This is a genomic window from Pseudomonas sp. LBUM1647 (genome assembly GCF_059716175.1).
The window spans coordinates 121,607-139,562 of sequence record NZ_CP166809.1 but is presented as its reverse complement, the minus strand read 5'-3'; the positions used below and the strand labels follow the sequence as shown (position 1 = coordinate 139,562).

10 protein-coding genes and 3 rRNA genes are annotated in these 17,956 nt (G+C 57.4%); 8 read left to right on the top strand and 5 right to left on the bottom strand.

Annotated elements, in window-relative coordinates; all coding sequences use genetic code 11:
* Positions 1 to 5: 5 nt before the first annotated feature.
* A complete protein-coding gene (gene lapG / locus ACA059_RS00665; protein WP_497632312.1) occupies positions 6 to 698 on the bottom strand; it encodes a cysteine protease LapG in 693 nt (230 codons plus the stop codon).
* A 231-nt stretch (positions 699 to 929) separates the two neighbouring features.
* On the opposite strand from lapG, the gene ACA059_RS00660 reads away from it, so the two are divergent.
* The 5 genes from ACA059_RS00660 to ACA059_RS00640 all read left to right on the top strand — a co-directional run bounded on the left by ACA059_RS00660 (position 930) and on the right by ACA059_RS00640 (position 7,945).
* A complete protein-coding gene (locus tag ACA059_RS00660) occupies positions 930 to 1,640 on the top strand; it encodes a GntR family transcriptional regulator (protein ID WP_497632311.1) in 711 nt (236 codons plus the stop codon).
* Between the two features lie 682 nt (positions 1,641 to 2,322).
* Complete coding sequence (locus ACA059_RS00655; RefSeq protein ID WP_497632310.1) at positions 2,323 to 3,099, top strand: DUF3050 domain-containing protein; 777 nt, start codon at positions 2,323 to 2,325, stop codon at positions 3,097 to 3,099.
* Complete coding sequence (locus ACA059_RS00650; RefSeq protein WP_223433171.1) at positions 3,096 to 4,025, top strand: diiron oxygenase; 930 nt, start codon at positions 3,096 to 3,098, stop codon at positions 4,023 to 4,025. The genes ACA059_RS00655 and ACA059_RS00650 overlap by 4 nt, the downstream gene beginning before the upstream one ends.
* A gap of 13 nt (positions 4,026 to 4,038) precedes the next feature.
* Positions 4,039 to 7,455: an amino acid adenylation domain-containing protein gene (locus ACA059_RS00645; RefSeq protein ID WP_497632309.1), complete on the top strand. Its 3,417-nt coding sequence runs from the start codon at positions 4,039 to 4,041 to the stop codon at positions 7,453 to 7,455.
* Between the two features lie 22 nt (positions 7,456 to 7,477).
* Positions 7,478 to 7,945, top strand: a complete 468-nt coding sequence (locus ACA059_RS00640) for an SRPBCC family protein (RefSeq protein ID WP_497632308.1) — start codon at positions 7,478 to 7,480, stop codon at positions 7,943 to 7,945.
* Positions 7,946 to 8,099: 154 nt separating this feature from the next.
* On the opposite strand, the gene ACA059_RS00635 is transcribed toward ACA059_RS00640, so the two are convergent.
* Positions 8,100 to 9,980, bottom strand: coding sequence for a methyl-accepting chemotaxis protein (locus tag ACA059_RS00635; RefSeq protein ID WP_497632307.1), 1,881 nt, complete (start codon positions 9,978 to 9,980; stop codon positions 8,100 to 8,102).
* A gap of 314 nt (positions 9,981 to 10,294) precedes the next feature.
* Here ACA059_RS00635 and ACA059_RS00630 point away from each other — a divergent pair, with 314 nt between their 5' ends.
* The 3 genes from ACA059_RS00630 to ACA059_RS00620 all read left to right on the top strand — a co-directional run bounded on the left by ACA059_RS00630 (position 10,295) and on the right by ACA059_RS00620 (position 14,398).
* Positions 10,295 to 10,795, top strand: a complete 501-nt coding sequence (locus ACA059_RS00630; protein WP_497632306.1) for a sigma-70 family RNA polymerase sigma factor — start codon at positions 10,295 to 10,297, stop codon at positions 10,793 to 10,795.
* Positions 10,795 to 11,808, top strand: a complete 1,014-nt coding sequence (locus ACA059_RS00625) for a FecR domain-containing protein (RefSeq protein ID WP_497632305.1) — start codon at positions 10,795 to 10,797, stop codon at positions 11,806 to 11,808. Before ACA059_RS00630 ends, ACA059_RS00625 begins: the two co-directional genes overlap by 1 nt.
* A gap of 88 nt (positions 11,809 to 11,896) precedes the next feature.
* Positions 11,897 to 14,398, top strand: a complete 2,502-nt coding sequence (locus ACA059_RS00620; RefSeq protein ID WP_497632304.1) for a TonB-dependent siderophore receptor — start codon at positions 11,897 to 11,899, stop codon at positions 14,396 to 14,398.
* Between the two features lie 162 nt (positions 14,399 to 14,560).
* On the opposite strand, the gene rrf (ACA059_RS00615) is transcribed toward ACA059_RS00620, so the two are convergent.
* From rrf (ACA059_RS00615) to ACA059_RS00605, 3 genes are all read right to left on the bottom strand, one after another.
* Positions 14,561 to 14,676 (bottom strand): 5S ribosomal RNA (rrf, locus tag ACA059_RS00615).
* Between the two features lie 107 nt (positions 14,677 to 14,783).
* Positions 14,784 to 14,899 (bottom strand): 5S ribosomal RNA (rrf, locus tag ACA059_RS00610).
* 157 nt (positions 14,900 to 15,056) lie between these two features.
* A 23S ribosomal RNA gene (locus ACA059_RS00605) occupies positions 15,057 to 17,948 on the bottom strand.
* Positions 17,949 to 17,956 lie beyond the last annotated feature (8 nt).

Sequence of the window (17,956 nt, the reverse complement as noted above, 5' to 3'; positions counted from 1 at the left end):
TGCTCCTAGTTAGTCGTCTCGACCGGAAAACCTTCGGCCTGCATTTTTTTCAGCACATCCTGCCAACGAGACAGGCGCTTGGTATCACCGACTTTCTTGTTGCCCTTGGCGCCCGGCAGCCACAACCCTTCGGCATTAAAAGAGTAGACCGGCAGCAAATCGGTTCGTTGGCTGGCCGGTTTGATCGCGTCGATCAGGCTGTCGAGTACCAGCGGCATGGCCTCGGGGCTTGAGTAGTAAGTCAACACCATGTGCGCCCGATTCAGGCGCAAGGCCTTGACGTAAGTGATGCGTAGCTTGTCACTGGCGACGCCGACATGACGCAGGCTGAAATACTTGGCGATCGCGTAATCTTCGCAATCGCCGGCGCCCTTCCACAGGGCCTCGATGGGTGTTTCCCAATAATCGACCTCGTGCCACAGGTCGATGTCTTCCTCGTAACGCATCTGCTTATTGAAGAACTGGTTGACCACTTTAAGCTGTTCGAGCTCGCCGACCTGCTTTTGCGTGACCAATAAGTGCTGCCAGGCATCAATGCGTGGCTGCCCTTCGCCCAATGGCCCGTACAATGCCTGCGCGCGACGGCTGATCAGCGAAAAATCCCAATCGGCATGCAGCCCGCCCAGCATAACGCCGGCCAGCAGCAACGCGCAGCACAGCCAGCGCAAAGTCCGAGGGATCGCGAAACGTACCGCCAATGCGAGGCATCCAGGTCAGGCAGGTGGAAATCGGTCGATGGTGCAGGTTAGCCCGGTAAAAGACAATGGCACGGTGAGATCACTGCTGGCGCGCTAAACTTTGTATGGCAGGTGTCATTAAAAACATCGGGGCCACGTCAGGGCGACCTTTTGTCCGTTTGACAACCTGTCAGGCAGTCACTAGTGTCCCCTTGGATCCAAATTTATTTCAGTCAAACAGGGTGCGTAGTTGTGACACAGAAGCCCAATCCTCTGAACAGCATCAAGGTCAACGGGCCGATTCCCGCTCACCTGGCACGCTCGGTCATCGAAGAAACCCTGCGTTCGGCCATTCTCGACGGTCGCATTCCCTGCGGCACCGCCCTGCGTCAGCAAGATTTGGCCGATCTTTTCGGTGTCAGCCGCATGCCAGTGCGCGAAGCTTTGCGCCAACTCGAAGCCCAGGCGTTGCTCAACGTGATCGCTCATAAAGGCGCGGTCGTCGCGCCGCTGGTTCAGGGCGATGCCGTGGAAACCTATGCACTGCGGATCCTGCTGGAATCCGAAGCGTTGCGCCTGTCGATCCCGTTACTGGTTAATGAGGATCTCGAACAGGCTGCCCGCTACATCGACGAACTGGAAACGGAAAACAACTACACCGAAATCGGCCGGCTCAATCGGCTTTTCCACATGGCGCTGTACTGCAAGGCGCCGAATCAACGGCTTTTGAGGCTGGTGGAAGACGGACTGAACGAAGAGGAGCGCTTCCTGCGCTTCAACCTGGAAGCCATGGGCCTGGGCAAACTGTCCCAGGAAGATCACCGGGCGCTGTTGCTGGCCGTCGAAGACCGGGACGTCGAGCGCGCGGTGAAGTTGCTCGAACATCACCTCAACCGGGGCGTCGAGGTCATCACACGCTACCTGAACAGCCCTGAAGCGCTGAACAAGAAAACCTCTAAGTAAACCGCGCCGGCAAGCCTGAGCGAGCAGATCGAACTGCTCGTTCTCGCTTGCCGCGCTGCGCTACGCCCCTCTCCAAAGCCCTGCCCTCGATTTACCCCTCTCAAGACCCACAATGACTCCGAGTCGATGACGCGCCGGTGATAGCGGCTGTCGTGATTTACGCTCACTCTTGGGCTGCCAACGAATAATGAACGGGCGACGCACTGCACAAGCGGAGCAGTCCCCGCACCAAGAACCTACGGAAGGAGTCTTGCCACGGGAAAGGAAGAACCGGCGTTGATCCCAGTCAACTTCCGCCCCCTCTAACCACTTCAGCGATTCAACTAGAAAGTTGCTTCGAGTGAGGCATTCACTCTTTATTTAAATTCTGACACTTATCAGTCGGAAGGAGTAACTACGCCAAAATAAAACTTAAAACAAAAGTCTTATTGGAACTTCTCGCGCCGAATAAATATGAACTTTCAATTAATTTAAAAATAACTTGCTCGACACTTTATTCGTGTATTAGTTTTTCTCCGCCGCCCTTAAATACAGGCGGCAAGCCATTACTCGGCAACTTAATTTTAATGCACACACATCAATTAGCTTGAGGCATTCGCTCGCCAACAGAAAACTTAAACCGACAGTCACTTATTGATCACAGCACCCATAACGGCATTCCAGATCACTTATAGGCTCACTCATGAAAACGAATAAAGACCGCCTTAACCAAAAGAAAGTAGAACTTAGTGCGCATCCGATCTTCTCCGAAATTCATTCGCTGTCGGTGCTTCAACGTTTCATGGAAACCCATGTCTTTGCGGTGTGGGATTTCATGTCGCTGACCAAACGTCTGCAACAGGAGCTCACCTGCGTGCAACTGCCCTGGTTGCCGCCAAGAGACCCGCAAGCGGCTCGGCTGATCAATGAAATTGTGCTGGGTGAGGAGTCCGATGATCGCCCAGCCCAGGGTCACTACAGCCATTTCGAGTTGTACCTGGATGCGATGCGCGAAGTCGGCGCCAGCACGGCGGTGGTCGAACGCTTCGTCGCGCTGCAAAAAGAAGGCGTGAGTTACGACGTGGCACTGCAAAGCGTGGACGTCGATCCGGCGGCAGCGCAGTTCGTGCGCAACACGTTGCACACCGCGTTGCATGCGCCGGGGCACAGCGTTGCGGCGGCATTTCTGCATGGTCGCGAGAGCGTCATCCCGCAGATGTTCCAGCGAATCCTTGATGACTGGGGCATCGGCATCGAACAGGCGCCGACCTTCCGTTACTACCTCGAACGCCACATCGAAGTCGACTCCGAAGACCACGGCCCGGCGGCGGAAAGACTTCTCGCCCGGCTGGTCGATGGCGATCCGCAACGCGAAGAAGACGTCTACGCCAGCGCCATCGCTGCCGTGGAAAGCCGCATCGCCCTGTGGGACGGCCTGCGCCTGAGCATGAGCGAACCGGTTGCCGAGGTGAATGCATGAACGCCGCTGACTACCAATCCTTCGCCGACGCCTGGGAAAGCCGCGCGACCATCCGTACCCGCCCCCGGCGTGTGCTGGAGAACGACGACAAGCTGATCTACCCGTTGAGCCGCCAACCGTTGGTGCTGAGCGAAACGTTCCTGCGCGAATGCCCGGAGCAGCGCGACTTTGCGCTGGTGCAGACGCTCTACAAATTCATCAACGACGTGGTGATTTTCGAAACCGAAATCGTCGACAAGACCGCCCGCAGCATCGCCAAGAATCGCTTCGCCGTGGCCTTCCCGTTTGCCTGTCGCTACGACGCCATGACCGTGGTGGTGGACGAGGACTACCACGCACTCGTGGCGATGGATTTCATGCAACAGACCGTCGCCATGACCGGCATCACGCCCATCGAACTGCCGGATGAAATCGAACTCAGCCGAGCCATTCCAGCGGCCGTGGCGCTTGCGCCGGAACACTTGCGCAGCGCCGTGGAATTGATCTGCGTGGCCATCGCCGAGAACACCGTGACCGGCGATGTTGCGGCGTTCGCCAAGGACGACACGGTCAAGCAGTCGATCAAGGGCCTGATGGCCGACCACTTGCTCGACGAAGGTCGCCACTCCGGATTCTGGGCGCGGCTGGTGCGCATCTACTGGCACACCGCGAGCGAAGACGACCGCCGCTGCATCGCGCACATCCTGCCGGTGTTCATCGGCCATTACCTGACCAACGACATCCAGAAATCGTTCGACTTCCGCCTGATCGAGTCCTTGCAGATCAGCGATGGCGCACGCCACGCACTGAAGAGCGAAGTGTCGGGGCTGGCCTTCCCGATTAATCGCCATCACCCGCTGGTCGCCAACATCGTGCGGTTTTTCCGCAGCAGTTCGCTGCTCGATTCGCCGTGCGTGCAAGACGCCCTCAGCGATTACCTGGTTTAACGAGGAGCCCATCATGAGACGTCTCGACATTCTGCTCATTGGACACAGCCAGGCCTTGACCGACCTGGCGCTGGAACTTGAACAACACGGTCACTCTCTGGTGCGCCTGACAGCCGTCGACGAGCAGCCGTTGGGTAACGCTGATTTGCTGATCGACGACGCCAGCCTGCCTGTTCAAGACGTCGGCGATGCACCGCGACTGACGCTGCAACTGGGCATCGGTGTGCCTGGGATTTCTGGCCTGCCGCCGCTGGACTTGCTGTGCACGTACGGTTCAACGCTGTTCACTCGCGTGCCGATCACCGACGAACCTTCGGGCAACGGCCAGGCATTGCGCCTGCGGGCAGTGGCAGAACTGGTCGATCACGTGGCGCTGCTGGTCAGCCGGCTCTCTCGCGATGCCGACTATTTTCTGCTGACCGCCCCTGCTGCTCCCGCTCGCTTCGAGTACGTGGAAAACTTGCTCTACTTGGAGAACCTCGCGTTTTTCCATCGGCTCAATCTCACGACGGCACCCGCGCTGCTGGAGCTCAGCCAAATCCCGATGATCGAGCGACTTGAGCAGCGCTTCATCCAGTGTGCCGAACGACCCGCGCTGAACATTGCCGGCACGTCCCTGAGCTATCGGCATTTGCACGCCCACAGCCGCGCCATCCAGCAGCGTTTGCAGCCGTTGCTCGCTCAGCATCACGGGCCGTTGGTGATCGGGGTCTGCCTGCCAAAATGCAGCGCGTTGTATGCGGGGATTCTCGCGATTCTTGGCAGTGGCGCGGTGTACCTGCCGCTGGAGCCGAGCCATCCTCTGCAACGCCAGCAGTACATCCTGGAAAACGCCGGGGCAGTGTTGCTGCTGCATGACGGTGAGCATCCGCTCGCGGCGCAAATGCCGGGACTCGACATCAGCCGCATCGACATCGGTGACGTGGATCTCGATCAACCCTTGATGCGCCAACGACCCGATCCAGATGCGCCGTGCATGGCGCTCTATACCTCGGGCACCACCGGCCATCCCAAAGGCGTGTTGCTCAGTCAGGCCAACCTCGCGCACTTCACCGCGTGGTACGCCGACTATGTGCAGCTGACCGAACAGAGCCGGGTTCTGCAGTTTTCATCGTTGAGTTTCGACTCGTCGCTGATCGATATCTTCCCGACCCTGCTCCAGGGCGCCGAACTGATCGTGCCCGGCGACGATCAGCGCCGCGATCCGTTGCAACTGGTCGAGCTGATCCGCCATCAGCAACTGAGCCACGCCTTTTTGCCGCCGGCGTTGTTGAGCATCCTGCCGCTGGATCAATTGCACTGCCTCGATCACGTGATGACCGGCGGCGATGTCTGCGAACCCTACGTCATCGAGCAGCTCAGCCGTCAGGGCAACCTCTACAACCTCTATGGCCCTACCGAAGCGACGGTGTTGATCACCGCGCGGCAACTGCGCACCGGCGACAGCAATCGCACCCTCGGCGCGCCAATCGCTAACAGTCAGGTGCTGATTCTCGACGAGGATTTCCAACCGGTGGCCGAGCAAACCGTCGGTGAGTTGTACATCGTCGGGCCTGGGGTGTGCCTGGGCTACCTGAACGACCCGCAGCAGACCGCCGAACGTTATCTGAACCTGAGCCTGCCGAATGGCCAGAGCCTGCGCGCCTACCGCACCGGCGACATGGCGAAGTGGACCGGCGACAGCATCGAGCTGTGCGGACGGCGGGACAATCAGGTGAAGATTCGCGGCTTTCGCGTCGAGCCGGAAGAGATCGAACGCTGCCTGCGCGACAGTCAGTTGTACCGCCAGGTGGCAGTGGTCATCGACAGCCATCGACGGATTCTGGCCTTCCTCGCGCAGCCTCAGGAGGATCAACCCGGCACCAGTCGCGAAGCGCTGAAAGCCCACTCGATGCAGTTTCTGCCGGATTACATGCAGCCCACAGCGTGGACCGAACTACCGAGCATGCCGTTCGCCAGCAACGGCAAGGTCGACCGCAAGGCGCTGCTGGCAATGCCCGTGAATGTCTCCGAAAACACGTTGCGGCGTTTGCCCGTCAGTGCCGACGAGGCGCTGCTGCTGGAGATCTGGGCCGAGCTGCTGGAGCTGCCGGCCAGCGATATTTCCACCGACGAAAGTTTCTTCAACCTGGGCGGCCACTCGATCCTGCTGTCGCGCATGCTCTTGCGTTTGCGTGAAGAGTTCGGTCGCAGTATCTCGATCAACCGCTTCATCGAATTGCCGACCATCGCGAAGTTGGCAACCTTGGTGCGCGGTTCCGGTACTGAAGAAGTATTGAGCGAAAAGGCCTTGGCCGATGCTTTCCGCGAACTGGATATCCAGCCGTTGCCAGTCAACCGCATGGGCGATGTGCACAAGGTGATCGTTACCGGCGCCAACAGCTTTGTCGGCGTGCACGTCGTCGAAGCATTGCTCGCCTGGGGCGCGAGCGAAGTCGCCTGCCTGGTGCGCGATGGCGGTGGGCAATCGGCGGCCGAGCGGTTTGCCCATGCGTTGCGAGAAAACCGCCTGGAGCATCTGGACCTTAGTCGAGTGCGGGTTTATGCGGCGGACATTACGCGTCCGTCATTGGGGCTCGAAGCGGATGTTTACGAGCGACTGGATCGGCAGTTCGGTGCGTTGGTGCACAACGCCGCCAACGTCAATCACGTACTCGATTACGAGTCGCTGGCGCGGGACAACGTCGAGCCGATTTTCGAGTGCCTTCGGTTGTGCGAAGGGCGCAGCAAAAAGATCTTCAACTTCGTCTCGACGCTTTCGGCCTCCAGCACGATTGCCGCCGATGGCCGGGTGCTGGAACTGCCCGCCGCGCAAACCCCGCCGATCTACATCAAGAACGGCTACAACCTGTCCAAATGGGTCGGTGAGCGGATCCTCGAACGGGCTCGCGAACGTGGCGTACGGGTCAATCTTTATCGCCCTGGCAACATCAGTTTCAACAGCCTCACGGGCGTCTGCCAGCCGCACAAAAACCGCTTGATGCTGATGCTCAAAGGCTCGATCCAGCTCGGCCAGGTGCCGGAGTTCGCGTTGAATTTCGACCTGATGCCGGTGGACTTTCTCGCCCGGTTCATCGCCTTCCATGCCAGCCGTTATTCACCCGAAAAAGCGGTGTTCAACCTGCACAACCCCGAGCCTCTGAGCTGGGATGCCTACGTCGCATCATTTCGTGAGGCGGGTCGGGAGTTTTCCATGGTCAGCGTCGCCGACTGGCAGCAGCAATTGGGTCGGGTCGACAGCGACAACGCGTTGTTCGGCGTGCTCGGTTTCTACCTCAACGGCTTCGAGGAAGACATCGGCGACATCTCAATGATCGGCCACGCCAACGCCCAAGCGGGCGTGCGGCAGATGGGCGCGCATTACCCGGAAAAATCCCCGGCGCTGCTGCGTCGCGGCTGCGACTACCTCAAAGAAATCAACTTCATCTGACTCACTCAACCGGAGCAAAACCATGAAAGCCCTACAACCCGATACCCTGATCAAAAACCCTCAAGGCTGCCACGTGGTGTCCTCGGTGGAAGTGCCGGCCGATGCCAAGAAGGTCTGGGCGGTGGTCGGCAACTTTGCCGGCTTCGATCAATTCATTCCGGCGCTGTCGCACATCGAGATGACCGGCGAAGGCGTGTCGTCCCTGCGCAAGAAATTCTTCAAGGACGGCAACCTGGTGGTCGAGCAACTCAACTCCCGGGATGACCAGGCGTTGAACATGACCTGGACCACGATTTACAACACCTTGGGCGTGGCCAACTTGTGGGCGGCGATGAGTGTTGAACCGCTGGGGGCAGGTCAGTCGCGGGCGACCTGGACCATCATCGCCGAACCCGCACAGGACGGCGCCGAGGCATTGCCGGGGTTCAAGGATTTCGTTCAGGGCTTTGCCGATGACTCGATGAGCAATGTGCTGAAGCTGTTTGCGTAAGGCTTTGGTTCAGCGGTGACAAATCCACCGCTATCGCGAGCAAGCTCGCTCCCACATTGATTTTCAGTGATCACAATATTTGTGAGCGACTGAGAACCCCTGTGGGAGCGAGCTTGCTCGCGATTGAACGATAACGCGGTCCAACTGACCTGAATCAGATTTTGAAGCTATCGACCAACTGCTTCAACCGGTTCGCCTGCAGGGACAACGCATCGCAATCCTTCAACGTTTCATTGAGGTTGGCCACACTCTGCTGGTTCAGCAGGTTGATCTGGTTGACGTCGACATTGAGGGTTTCCACGACCGCCGTTTGCTCTTCGGTCGCCGCGGCCACCGACTGGTTCATGCCGTCGATTTCGCCGATGCGCTGGGTCACGCTGACCAGTCGCAGACCGGCCTGGTTCGCCACTTCGACGCTCTGCTCGCTGGAGACCTGACTGGCGTTCATCGTGGTCACCGCTTCGCGCGAACCGATCTGCAGCGAGGTGATCATCTTGTGGATCTCCTCCGCCGATTCCTGAGTACGGTGAGCGAGGTTACGTACCTCGTCCGCCACCACCGCAAAACCACGACCGGCTTCACCAGCGCGGGCCGCTTCGATGGCCGCGTTGAGCGCGAGCAAGTTGGTCTGCTGGGAGATGCCTTTGATCACATCCAGAATGTGCCCAATGTTGTCGGTGCTGGCGTTCAGTGTTTCGATCTGCGTGCAGGACAGGCTGATTTTCTGCGACAACTCGGTCATCGCCAGAATGGTTTTCTCCACCACCTGACGACCGTCATCGGCCTGCTCGCTCGCACCGCTGGCATGCTGGGAAGCATCGGCGGCATTGCGGGCGATTTCCTGGGTGGCGGCGCCCAACTGGTTGATCGCCGCGGCCACACTGTTGGTGCGGGCGCTTTGCTCGTCGGAACCGACGATCGAGGCGTTGGACGAAGCCATCACCCGTTGCGATAGGTCGTGAACCTGGCGGGTTGCCGACGACACTTCGGAAATCGACGCGTGAATTCGTTCCACGAACTGATTGAACGAACCGCCCAGCTCACCGAACTCGTCCTTGCTTTCCACAGCCAGACGTCGGGTCAGGTCGCCCTCACCTTGAGCGATGTCCTGCATCGCACGGCCCATGGTGGTCAGCGGACGCATCAGCACGTTGATCAGCAGGCTCAGCAGCACGGCAATGGCCGTCACGGCGATGAACATCGCGATCAGTGCAGAAGTGCGGAACTGGCTGAGTGGTGCGTAGGCCTTGTCCTTGTCGACCGACAGACCGATGTACCACTCGGCATTCGGCAAACCACTGACCGGCGTGAACGAAAGGATACGGTCCTGCTTGTTCAGAATGACTTCCTGATTGCCTTTCTCGATGCGCACGCCGGCGTTCGGGTAGATGTCCTTCAGGTTTTTCATCACCTGGTCTTTGTCCGGGCTGACGATCACCTGGCCATCGGCACTGACCAGGAATGCGTGGCCGATGCCACCGAAGTCCACCGAATTGATGATCTTCACCAGCGTTTCCAGGCTCAGGTCACCACCGACCACGCCGAGTAACTCGCCGTTCTTTTTCACCGGCAGGGCGATGGTCACCACCAGGCCACCGACGGCGGCCATGTAAGGCGGGGTCAGCATGGTTTTGTCGGCAGCCACGGCTTGTTTGTACCAGGGGCGCTGACGCGGATCGTAACCGTCAGGCATCTTCGCGTCCGGGCGCTGAGTAAACACGCCGTTGGCCTGGCCCACGTAGGTGAACTGGAAGTTCGAGGTCAGGGCCGGTTGATTGACCAGCCCCGGGAGGTCGGCATTGGCGCCTTGATGGGCGACGTTTTGCGCGAGGTTTTCCAGCACCAGCACGCGGCCGCTCATCCAGTTCTGCACGCTGCTGGCGGTCAGATCGCCGGCCTGCTGGACGCTCGATTCGAGGTTTTGGCGGATGGTGTTTCGCTGCAGATAGTCGTTGTACAAAGTGAACAACGCAAAAGCCAACACCACGACGCCAGAGGCGGCCAGAAGGATTTTATGGCTGAATTTGAGATTCATTTCATGGGACTTCTTATGCAAAAAGTGGGGATGCGTTCCGGGTTGCAACATTCCATGTAACAGCGCAGGCAGGGCTCTGGGGCCGCTCTACTTTGGTGCACGCATGTCTCATCAGGCTGTCGGCACAAACCGAAGAAAACTTAGGCGTTTGTACGAAATGGTCGGCATTCCTGTCAGATACCCGCCGAACGGCGTGCCAGAGCGCCTGCTCAATCTTTTTGTGATGACGGTTGTTCGTACGGCAGTTGCAAATTCCCCAACCCTTGATGACAATGCGATTAATTATCATTTGTGACGTCCGGGCTGTCGCGTTCATGTCCTCACCTGAGTTTGCAGTACAGGCGCTTTACAGTAGCCATCACGGTTGGCTCAACACGTGGCTGCGCGCGCGTTTGGGTAATGCAGCCGATGCGGCGGATCTGGCTCAGGACACGTTTGTGCGTCTGCTGCACAGAACCGAACGCCTGGAACTCAAGGCTCCCCGCGCCTTTCTGCGAACGATCGCCCGTGGGCTGGTGATCGACCTTTGGCGCCGTGAAGAAATCGAACGCGCCTACCTGGAAACCATCGCCCATTTACCCGAGTCCGAAACCCCGAGCGTCGAATCGCGGGCATTAGTGCTTGAGTTGCTGGAAAGCATCGCCCGCATGCTCGAAGGCCTGAAGCCGAAAGTGCGTCAGGCGTTTCTGCTGGCGCAGTGCGAAGGGCTTACCCACAAGCACATCGCCGAGCAGATGGGCTTGTCTCTGCGTTCGGTGGAACGCTATGTGGCCGACGCGCTGTATCACTGCTACGTGCTTCGGTATGAAACGTGATGCCTGTGGATAACTTGTCGCTGAATCGGCGCGGTGAACCGCATCAGCAGGCGGTCAAACAAGCCATCCATTGGCTGCTGCGTCTGCGTAACAACTCGGCTAATGCCAGGCTACGTCAGCAATGCGAGGTCTGGCGGGCCGAACACCATGAACACGAACTGGCCTGGCAACGGGTGCAGTCGCTGCAAGCCGAGTTGAGCAGCAACCTGCGGGCAGTGCCCGGTGCTCAAGTGGCCTTCAACACGTTGGAAAACAGCGCTCAGGGACTGGGACGCCGCCAGGCCTTGAAGCTGCTGTCGGGGGCGTTGCTGATGGGGTCGGCGGCGTGGCTGGGCAAAGATGCAGTGGGTTGGCAACAGTGGTCCGCCGATTTCGCCACCGCCACGGGCGAACGGCGCGGTTTCCAATTGCCCGACGGCACACGACTGGAACTCAACACCGCCAGTGCCGTGGATCTGGATTACAACGCGCAGCAGCGGCTGATCAAACTGACTCGCGGCGAGATCATCGTGACGTGCGGCGGGATCGACGAAGGATCTTCGTTTGATCGACCGCTGCGGGTGCAAAGTCGCCAGGGTGTGTATGAAGGCGTGGGGGCACGTTTCATCCTGCGGCAGGACGGCGACTGCACGCGGCTCAGTGTTACCGGCGGCATGGTCCTCATACATTCACCACTTGCCGCCGATGGCACACCGACCCAGGTGCAGGCCGGGCAGAGTTACCTGATCGATCATCACCAGGCGAGGTTGGCGCCACCGCTGAACATGGATGCAGGCGCTTGGGTCGACGGGCTGATCGTGACTCGCAATATGCGGCTGGGGGATTTCCTTGATGAAGTCGGACGCTATCGCCACGGGTATCTGACGTGCTCAGCGGACATTGCCGACTTGCGGCTGTCCGGGGTTTTCCGACTGGAGAACACCGACAGGTTGCTGGCCATCCTGCCGCAAACCCTGCCGGTGCAACTGCGCTATCGCACTCGCTGGTGGGTGACGCTGGAGCGACAGGCCTGAATTATTTTTGGCGGGTTTTCCGGGCAAGTCCGGCTTAGTCAGTAAGCACTTCAATCCTGACCTCAGCGACTTCCTACGGAAACCTACAATGACTGTGCGCGCCACCAGTAAGAACCCTCTTCATTTCACCTCCGATTCAGGCGTCCTGCGCTACGCCGTACGCGCTGCGCTGTTCTCTACCGCGCTGGGTGTCGGCGTGTTGCCGACACTGGGCGTAGCGGCAGCGGGCAGCGAAGTCAGCAGCCACCGTTACAACATTGCCGCAGGCCCATTGAGCGATGTGCTCAACCAGTTTGCGCGTCAGGCGGGGATTACCTTGTCGACGACGCCTTCGCAAACCGGGGGCCTTCAGTCACCAGGCGTGCAGGGCGAATATTCGGCGGATCAGGCACTGCGACGTTTGCTCAGCGGTTCGGGTTTGGAGGCCATGAGTCAGGATGGCAGCAGCTACGTGTTGCGCCCGGTCGCCGAAACCGAAGCGCTGGCATTGCCCACTACCGACATCAAAGGCTTTGCCCTCGGCAATGCGCTGGGCAGCATGGACGGCTACAACGCGACGCATAGCCAGATCGCCACCAAGACCAGTACCGCGTTGCTGGAAACTTCGCAAAGTGTCTCTGTGGTAACCCGTGAGCAAATGGACGATCAAGGTTCGCAAACCGTGTCCCAGGCCATGCGTTACACCCCCGGCGTGCTGACCAACCCTTACGGCGCAACCCACCGCTATGACTACGTGGCGCTGCGCGGCTTCAACGATGGTTCGGTGGATAACATCTATCTGGATGGCTTGAAGTCCATGGGGGACAGTGGCACCTACAGCACCATGCAGGTAGACCCGTACTTCCTGGAGCGCGTCGATATTCTCAAAGGGCCGTCATCGGTGCTCTACGGTCGCAGCTCACCCGGCGGCCTGGTGGCGCTAACTAGCAAGAGGCCGCTGTATGAGGCTTATCACCAAGTCCAAGCCACGGCGGGCACTCAGGGTCAGCGCGGCATGGGTTTCGACTTCAGCGGCCCTGTGGATGATGACAAACGCATCGCCTATCGCCTGACAGGGCTGGCGGATCGGTCCGACACACAGTTCGATCACAACAAAGAAAAACGCTTCGCCCTCGCGCCTACGGTGAGCATCGATTTCACCGAAGACACCTCGCTGACCCTGCAAGCCTATCTGCAACACGATCCGGACGGCGGTTATCACGGTGGCGTGCCGGCCGACGGCACAATCCATCAGCGCAATGGTAATCGGATCTCCCCCCACTTCTTCGAGGGAGAACCGAGCATTGATGGCTTCCAGCGTGATCAGCAGTCCTTCGGTTATCAGTTCGAGCATCGCTTCAACGACGTCTTCACTGCACGACAGAACTTCCGTTACCTCGATTCCAAAGTGAAGCTGGATCAGGTTTATGCCTATGGCTGGACCACACCCACCAGTAATGAGTTGAATCGTTATTACACCGGTGGCGACGAGAAACTTCATGCATTCATTGTCGATAACATGCTGCAAGCGGAGTTCTTCACCGGTGCAACCAAACACACTGTACTGATGGGAGCGGACTACCAGCGTCGCAAAACCGTGGTCGACTGGACCAGCGGTGGTCTTGCACCGATTGATGCGTTCAACCCGGTGTATGGAAATTCGGATATCGAATTCTACAGTCCGACCAGTTATCTGCGTCGCCTGGAACAAACCGGCGTGTACCTGCAGGACCTGATCGAGATGGACCAGTGGCGCTTCTCGCTCGGGCTGCGCCAAGACGGGGTCGAAACGTCCGATGAGAATCGGCTGGCTGAAACCGGGCGTTCGCAAGGCACTGAAATTAGTGACAAACGCACCAAGCTGACCGGTCGCGCCGGCGCGCTGTACCTGTTCGATAACGGCATTGCGCCTTACATCAGCTACTCCGAGTCGTTCAACCCGAACTCCTACTCGGACAATGCCGGTAATCCCCTGGCACCAACCGATGGCACTCAGTGGGAAGTGGGCCTGAAATACCAACCGCCGGGCACCGACAACTTGTTTACCGCGTCGTTGTTCCGCATTGATCAGGAAAACCTGGCGACCAAACTGCCGCAGGAAAACTTCTATCGCGCCGTAGGTGCTGTCCGCTCCCAGGGCCTGGAACTGGAAGCGCACATGCAGCTGACTGACAACTTTAAAGTGCTCGGCAGCTACACCTTCACCGACATTGAGTACTCGAAGTCGATGATCAGCACCTTGAGCACGGCCACCGACGTAATCGAGAACAAGGGCAACTCGCCGACCCAGGCGCCACGGCACATGGCTTCGTTCTGGGCTGACTATAAGTTCGACAGCGCGGCACTCGATGGTCTGCGACTGGGTGGTGGTGTGCGATATGTCGGCTATAGCTGGGCCGACGCGGAAAACACCATGAAGGTGCCGTCCTACACGCTGTTCGATGCGTCTGTTGGTTACGACTTAGGCAAAGTAGGGTTGAAGGGAGTGGATGTTCGCTTGAATGCGAACAACCTGACGAATGAGTCCTACGTAGCCTCCTGTGCCAGCCTGAACTTCTGCTACCTGGGCGAAGAACGGAATGTCGCCGCGACAGTGAGCTACCAGTTCTAATCACTCATCACTCCAACAAAGCCAGCGCCTGAATCCGGGGGCTGGCTTTGTTGTCTCTGCGGGAACATTCCACTGGTTTGGCGATGGCGTTTCTGAGCGTTTAGCTAGCCCAGAACGACAAAACCCCTGTCTGCGTTAGCAGACAGGGGTTTCGGAATTCAATCTTGACGATGACCTACTCTCACATGGGGAAACCCCACACTACCATCGGCGATGCATCGTTTCACTGCTGAGTTCGGGATGGGATCAGGTGGTTCCAATGCTCTATGGTCGTCAAGAAATTCTGTGACTAGCCCGTTACAGTCGTAACGTGCCAGAAAAACTGGTGACTTCTACTAAAACAAAACCCCTACCTGCATACGCAGATAGGGGTTTCGGAATTTAATCTTGACGATGACCTACTCTCACATGGGGAAACCCCACACTACCATCGGCGATGCATCGTTTCACTGCTGAGTTCGGGATGGGATCAGGTGGTTCCAATGCTCTATGGTCGTCAAGAAATTCGGTAGCCAGGTCGTTCTCCTTACGGATCACGCTCCAGCGAATGGGTATGCGATAGTTTGGTGTTTTGTGAGTATCTCGAACTTTCGGTTCGTTTCGTCTTCACACACCGCAATCTGGCCTCTTTCGAGTTCACAAATTGCTTGGGTGTTATATGGTCAAGCCTCACGGGCAATTAGTATTGGTTAGCTCAACGCCTCACAGCGCTTACACACCCAACCTATCAACGTCGTAGTCTTCGACGGCCCTTCAGGGGACTCAAGGTCCCAGTGAGATCTCATCTTGAGGCTAGTTTCCCGCTTAGATGCTTTCAGCGGTTATCTATTCCGAACATAGCTACCCGGCAATGCCACTGGCGTGACAACCGGAACACCAGAGGTTCGTCCACTCCGGTCCTCTCGTACTAGGAGCAGCCCCTCTCAAATCTCAAACGTCCACGGCAGATAGGGACCGAACTGTCTCACGACGTTCTAAACCCAGCTCGCGTACCACTTTAAATGGCGAACAGCCATACCCTTGGGACCGGCTTCAGCCCCAGGATGTGATGAGCCGACATCGAGGTGCCAAACACCGCCGTCGATATGAACTCTTGGGCGGTATCAGCCTGTTATCCCCGGAGTACCTTTTATCCGTTGAGCGATGGCCCTTCCATACAGAACCACCGGATCACTAAGACCTACTTTCGTACCTGCTCGACGTGTCTGTCTCGCAGTCAAGCGCGCTTTTGCCTTTATACTCTACGACCGATTTCCGACCGGTCTGAGCGCACCTTCGTACTCCTCCGTTACTCTTTAGGAGGAGACCGCCCCAGTCAAACTACCCACCATACACTGTCCTCGATCCGGATAACGGACCTGAGTTAGAACCTCAAAGTTGCCAGGGTGGTATTTCAAGGTTGGCTCCACGCGAACTGGCGTCCACGCTTCAAAGCCTCCCACCTATCCTACACAAGCAAATTCAAAGTCCAGTGCAAAGCTATAGTAAAGGTTCACGGGGTCTTTCCGTCTAGCCGCGGATACACTGCATCTTCACAGCGATTTCAATTTCACTGAGTCTCGGGTGGAGACAGCGCCGCCATCGTTACGCCATTCGTGCAGGTCGGAACTTACCCGACAAGGAATTTCGCTACCTTAGGACCGTTATAGTTACGGCCGCCGTTTACCGGGGCTTCGATCAAGAGCTTCGCGTTAGCTAACCCCATCAATTAACCTTCCGGCACCGGGCAGGCGTCACACCCTATACGTCCACTTTCGTGTTTGCAGAGTGCTGTGTTTTTAATAAACAGTCGCAGCGGCCTGGTATCTTCGACCGGCATGGGCTTACGCAGTAAATGCTTCACCCTCACCGGCGCACCTTCTCCCGAAGTTACGGTGCCATTTTGCCTAGTTCCTTCACCCGAGTTCTCTCAAGCGCCTTGGTATTCTCTACCCAACCACCTGTGTCGGTTTGGGGTACGGTTCCTGGTTACCTGAAGCTTAGAAGCTTTTCTTGGAAGCATGGCATCAACCACTTCGTCACCCAAAGGGTAACTCGTCATCAGCTCTCGGCCTTAGAATCCCGGATTTACCTAAGATTCCAGCCTACCACCTTAAACTTGGACAACCAACGCCAAGCTGGCCTAGCCTTCTCCGTCCCTCCATCGCAATAACCAGAAGTACAGGAATATTAACCTGTTTTCCATCGACTACGCTTTTCAGCCTCGCCTTAGGGACCGACTAACCCTGCGTCGATTAACGTTGCGCAGGAAACCTTGGTCTTTCGGCGTGGGTGTTTTTCACACCCATTGTCGTTACTCATGTCAGCATTCGCACTTCTGATACCTCCAGCAAGCTTCTCAACTCACCTTCACAGGCTTACAGAACGCTCCTCTACCGCATCACCTAAGTGATACCCGTAGCTTCGGTGTATGGTTTGAGCCCCGTTACATCTTCCGCGCAGGCCGACTCGACTAGTGAGCTATTACGCTTTCTTTAAAGGGTGGCTGCTTCTAAGCCAACCTCCTAGCTGTCTAAGCCTTCCCACATCGTTTCCCACTTAACCATAACTTTGGGACCTTAGCTGACGGTCTGGGTTGTTTCCCTTTTCACGACGGACGTTAGCACCCGCCGTGTGTCTCCCATGCTCGGCACTTGTAGGTATTCGGAGTTTGCATCGGTTTGGTAAGTCGGGATGACCCCCTAGCCGAAACAGTGCTCTACCCCCTACAGTGATACATGAGGCGCTACCTAAATAGCTTTCGAGGAGAACCAGCTATCTCCGAGCTTGATTAGCCTTTCACTCCGATCCACAGGTCATCCGCTAACTTTTCAACGGTAGTCGGTTCGGTCCTCCAGTTAGTGTTACCCAACCTTCAACCTGCCCATGGATAGATCGCCCGGTTTCGGGTCTATTCCCAGCGACTAGACGCCCTATTAAGACTCGCTTTCGCTACGCCTCCCCTATTCGGTTAAGCTCGCCACTGAAAATAAGTCGCTGACCCATTATACAAAAGGTACGCAGTCACCCAACAAAGTGGGCTCCCACTGCTTGTACGCATACGGTTTCAGGATCTATTTCACTCCCCTCTCCGGGGTTCTTTTCGCCTTTCCCTCACGGTACTAGTTCACTATCGGTCAGTCAGTAGTATTTAGCCTTGGAGGATGGTCCCCCCATATTCAGACAAAGTTTCTCGTGCTCCGTCCTACTCGATTTCATGACTAAGAGATTTTCGCGTACAGGGCTATCACCCACTATGGCCGTACTTTCCAGAACGTTCCGCTAATCTCAAAGCCACTTAAGGGCTAGTCCCCGTTCGCTCGCCACTACTAAGGGAATCTCGGTTGATTTCTTTTCCTCAGGGTACTTAGATGTTTCAGTTCCCCTGGTTCGCCTCTTAAGCCTATGTATTCAGCTTAAGATAACCATCTTATGATGGCTGGGTTCCCCCATTCAGACATCTCCGGATCAAAGTCTGTTTGCCGACTCCCCGAAGCTTTTCGCAGGCTACCACGTCTTTCATCGCCTCTGACTGCCAAGGCATCCACCGTATGCGCTTCTTCACTTGACCATATAACC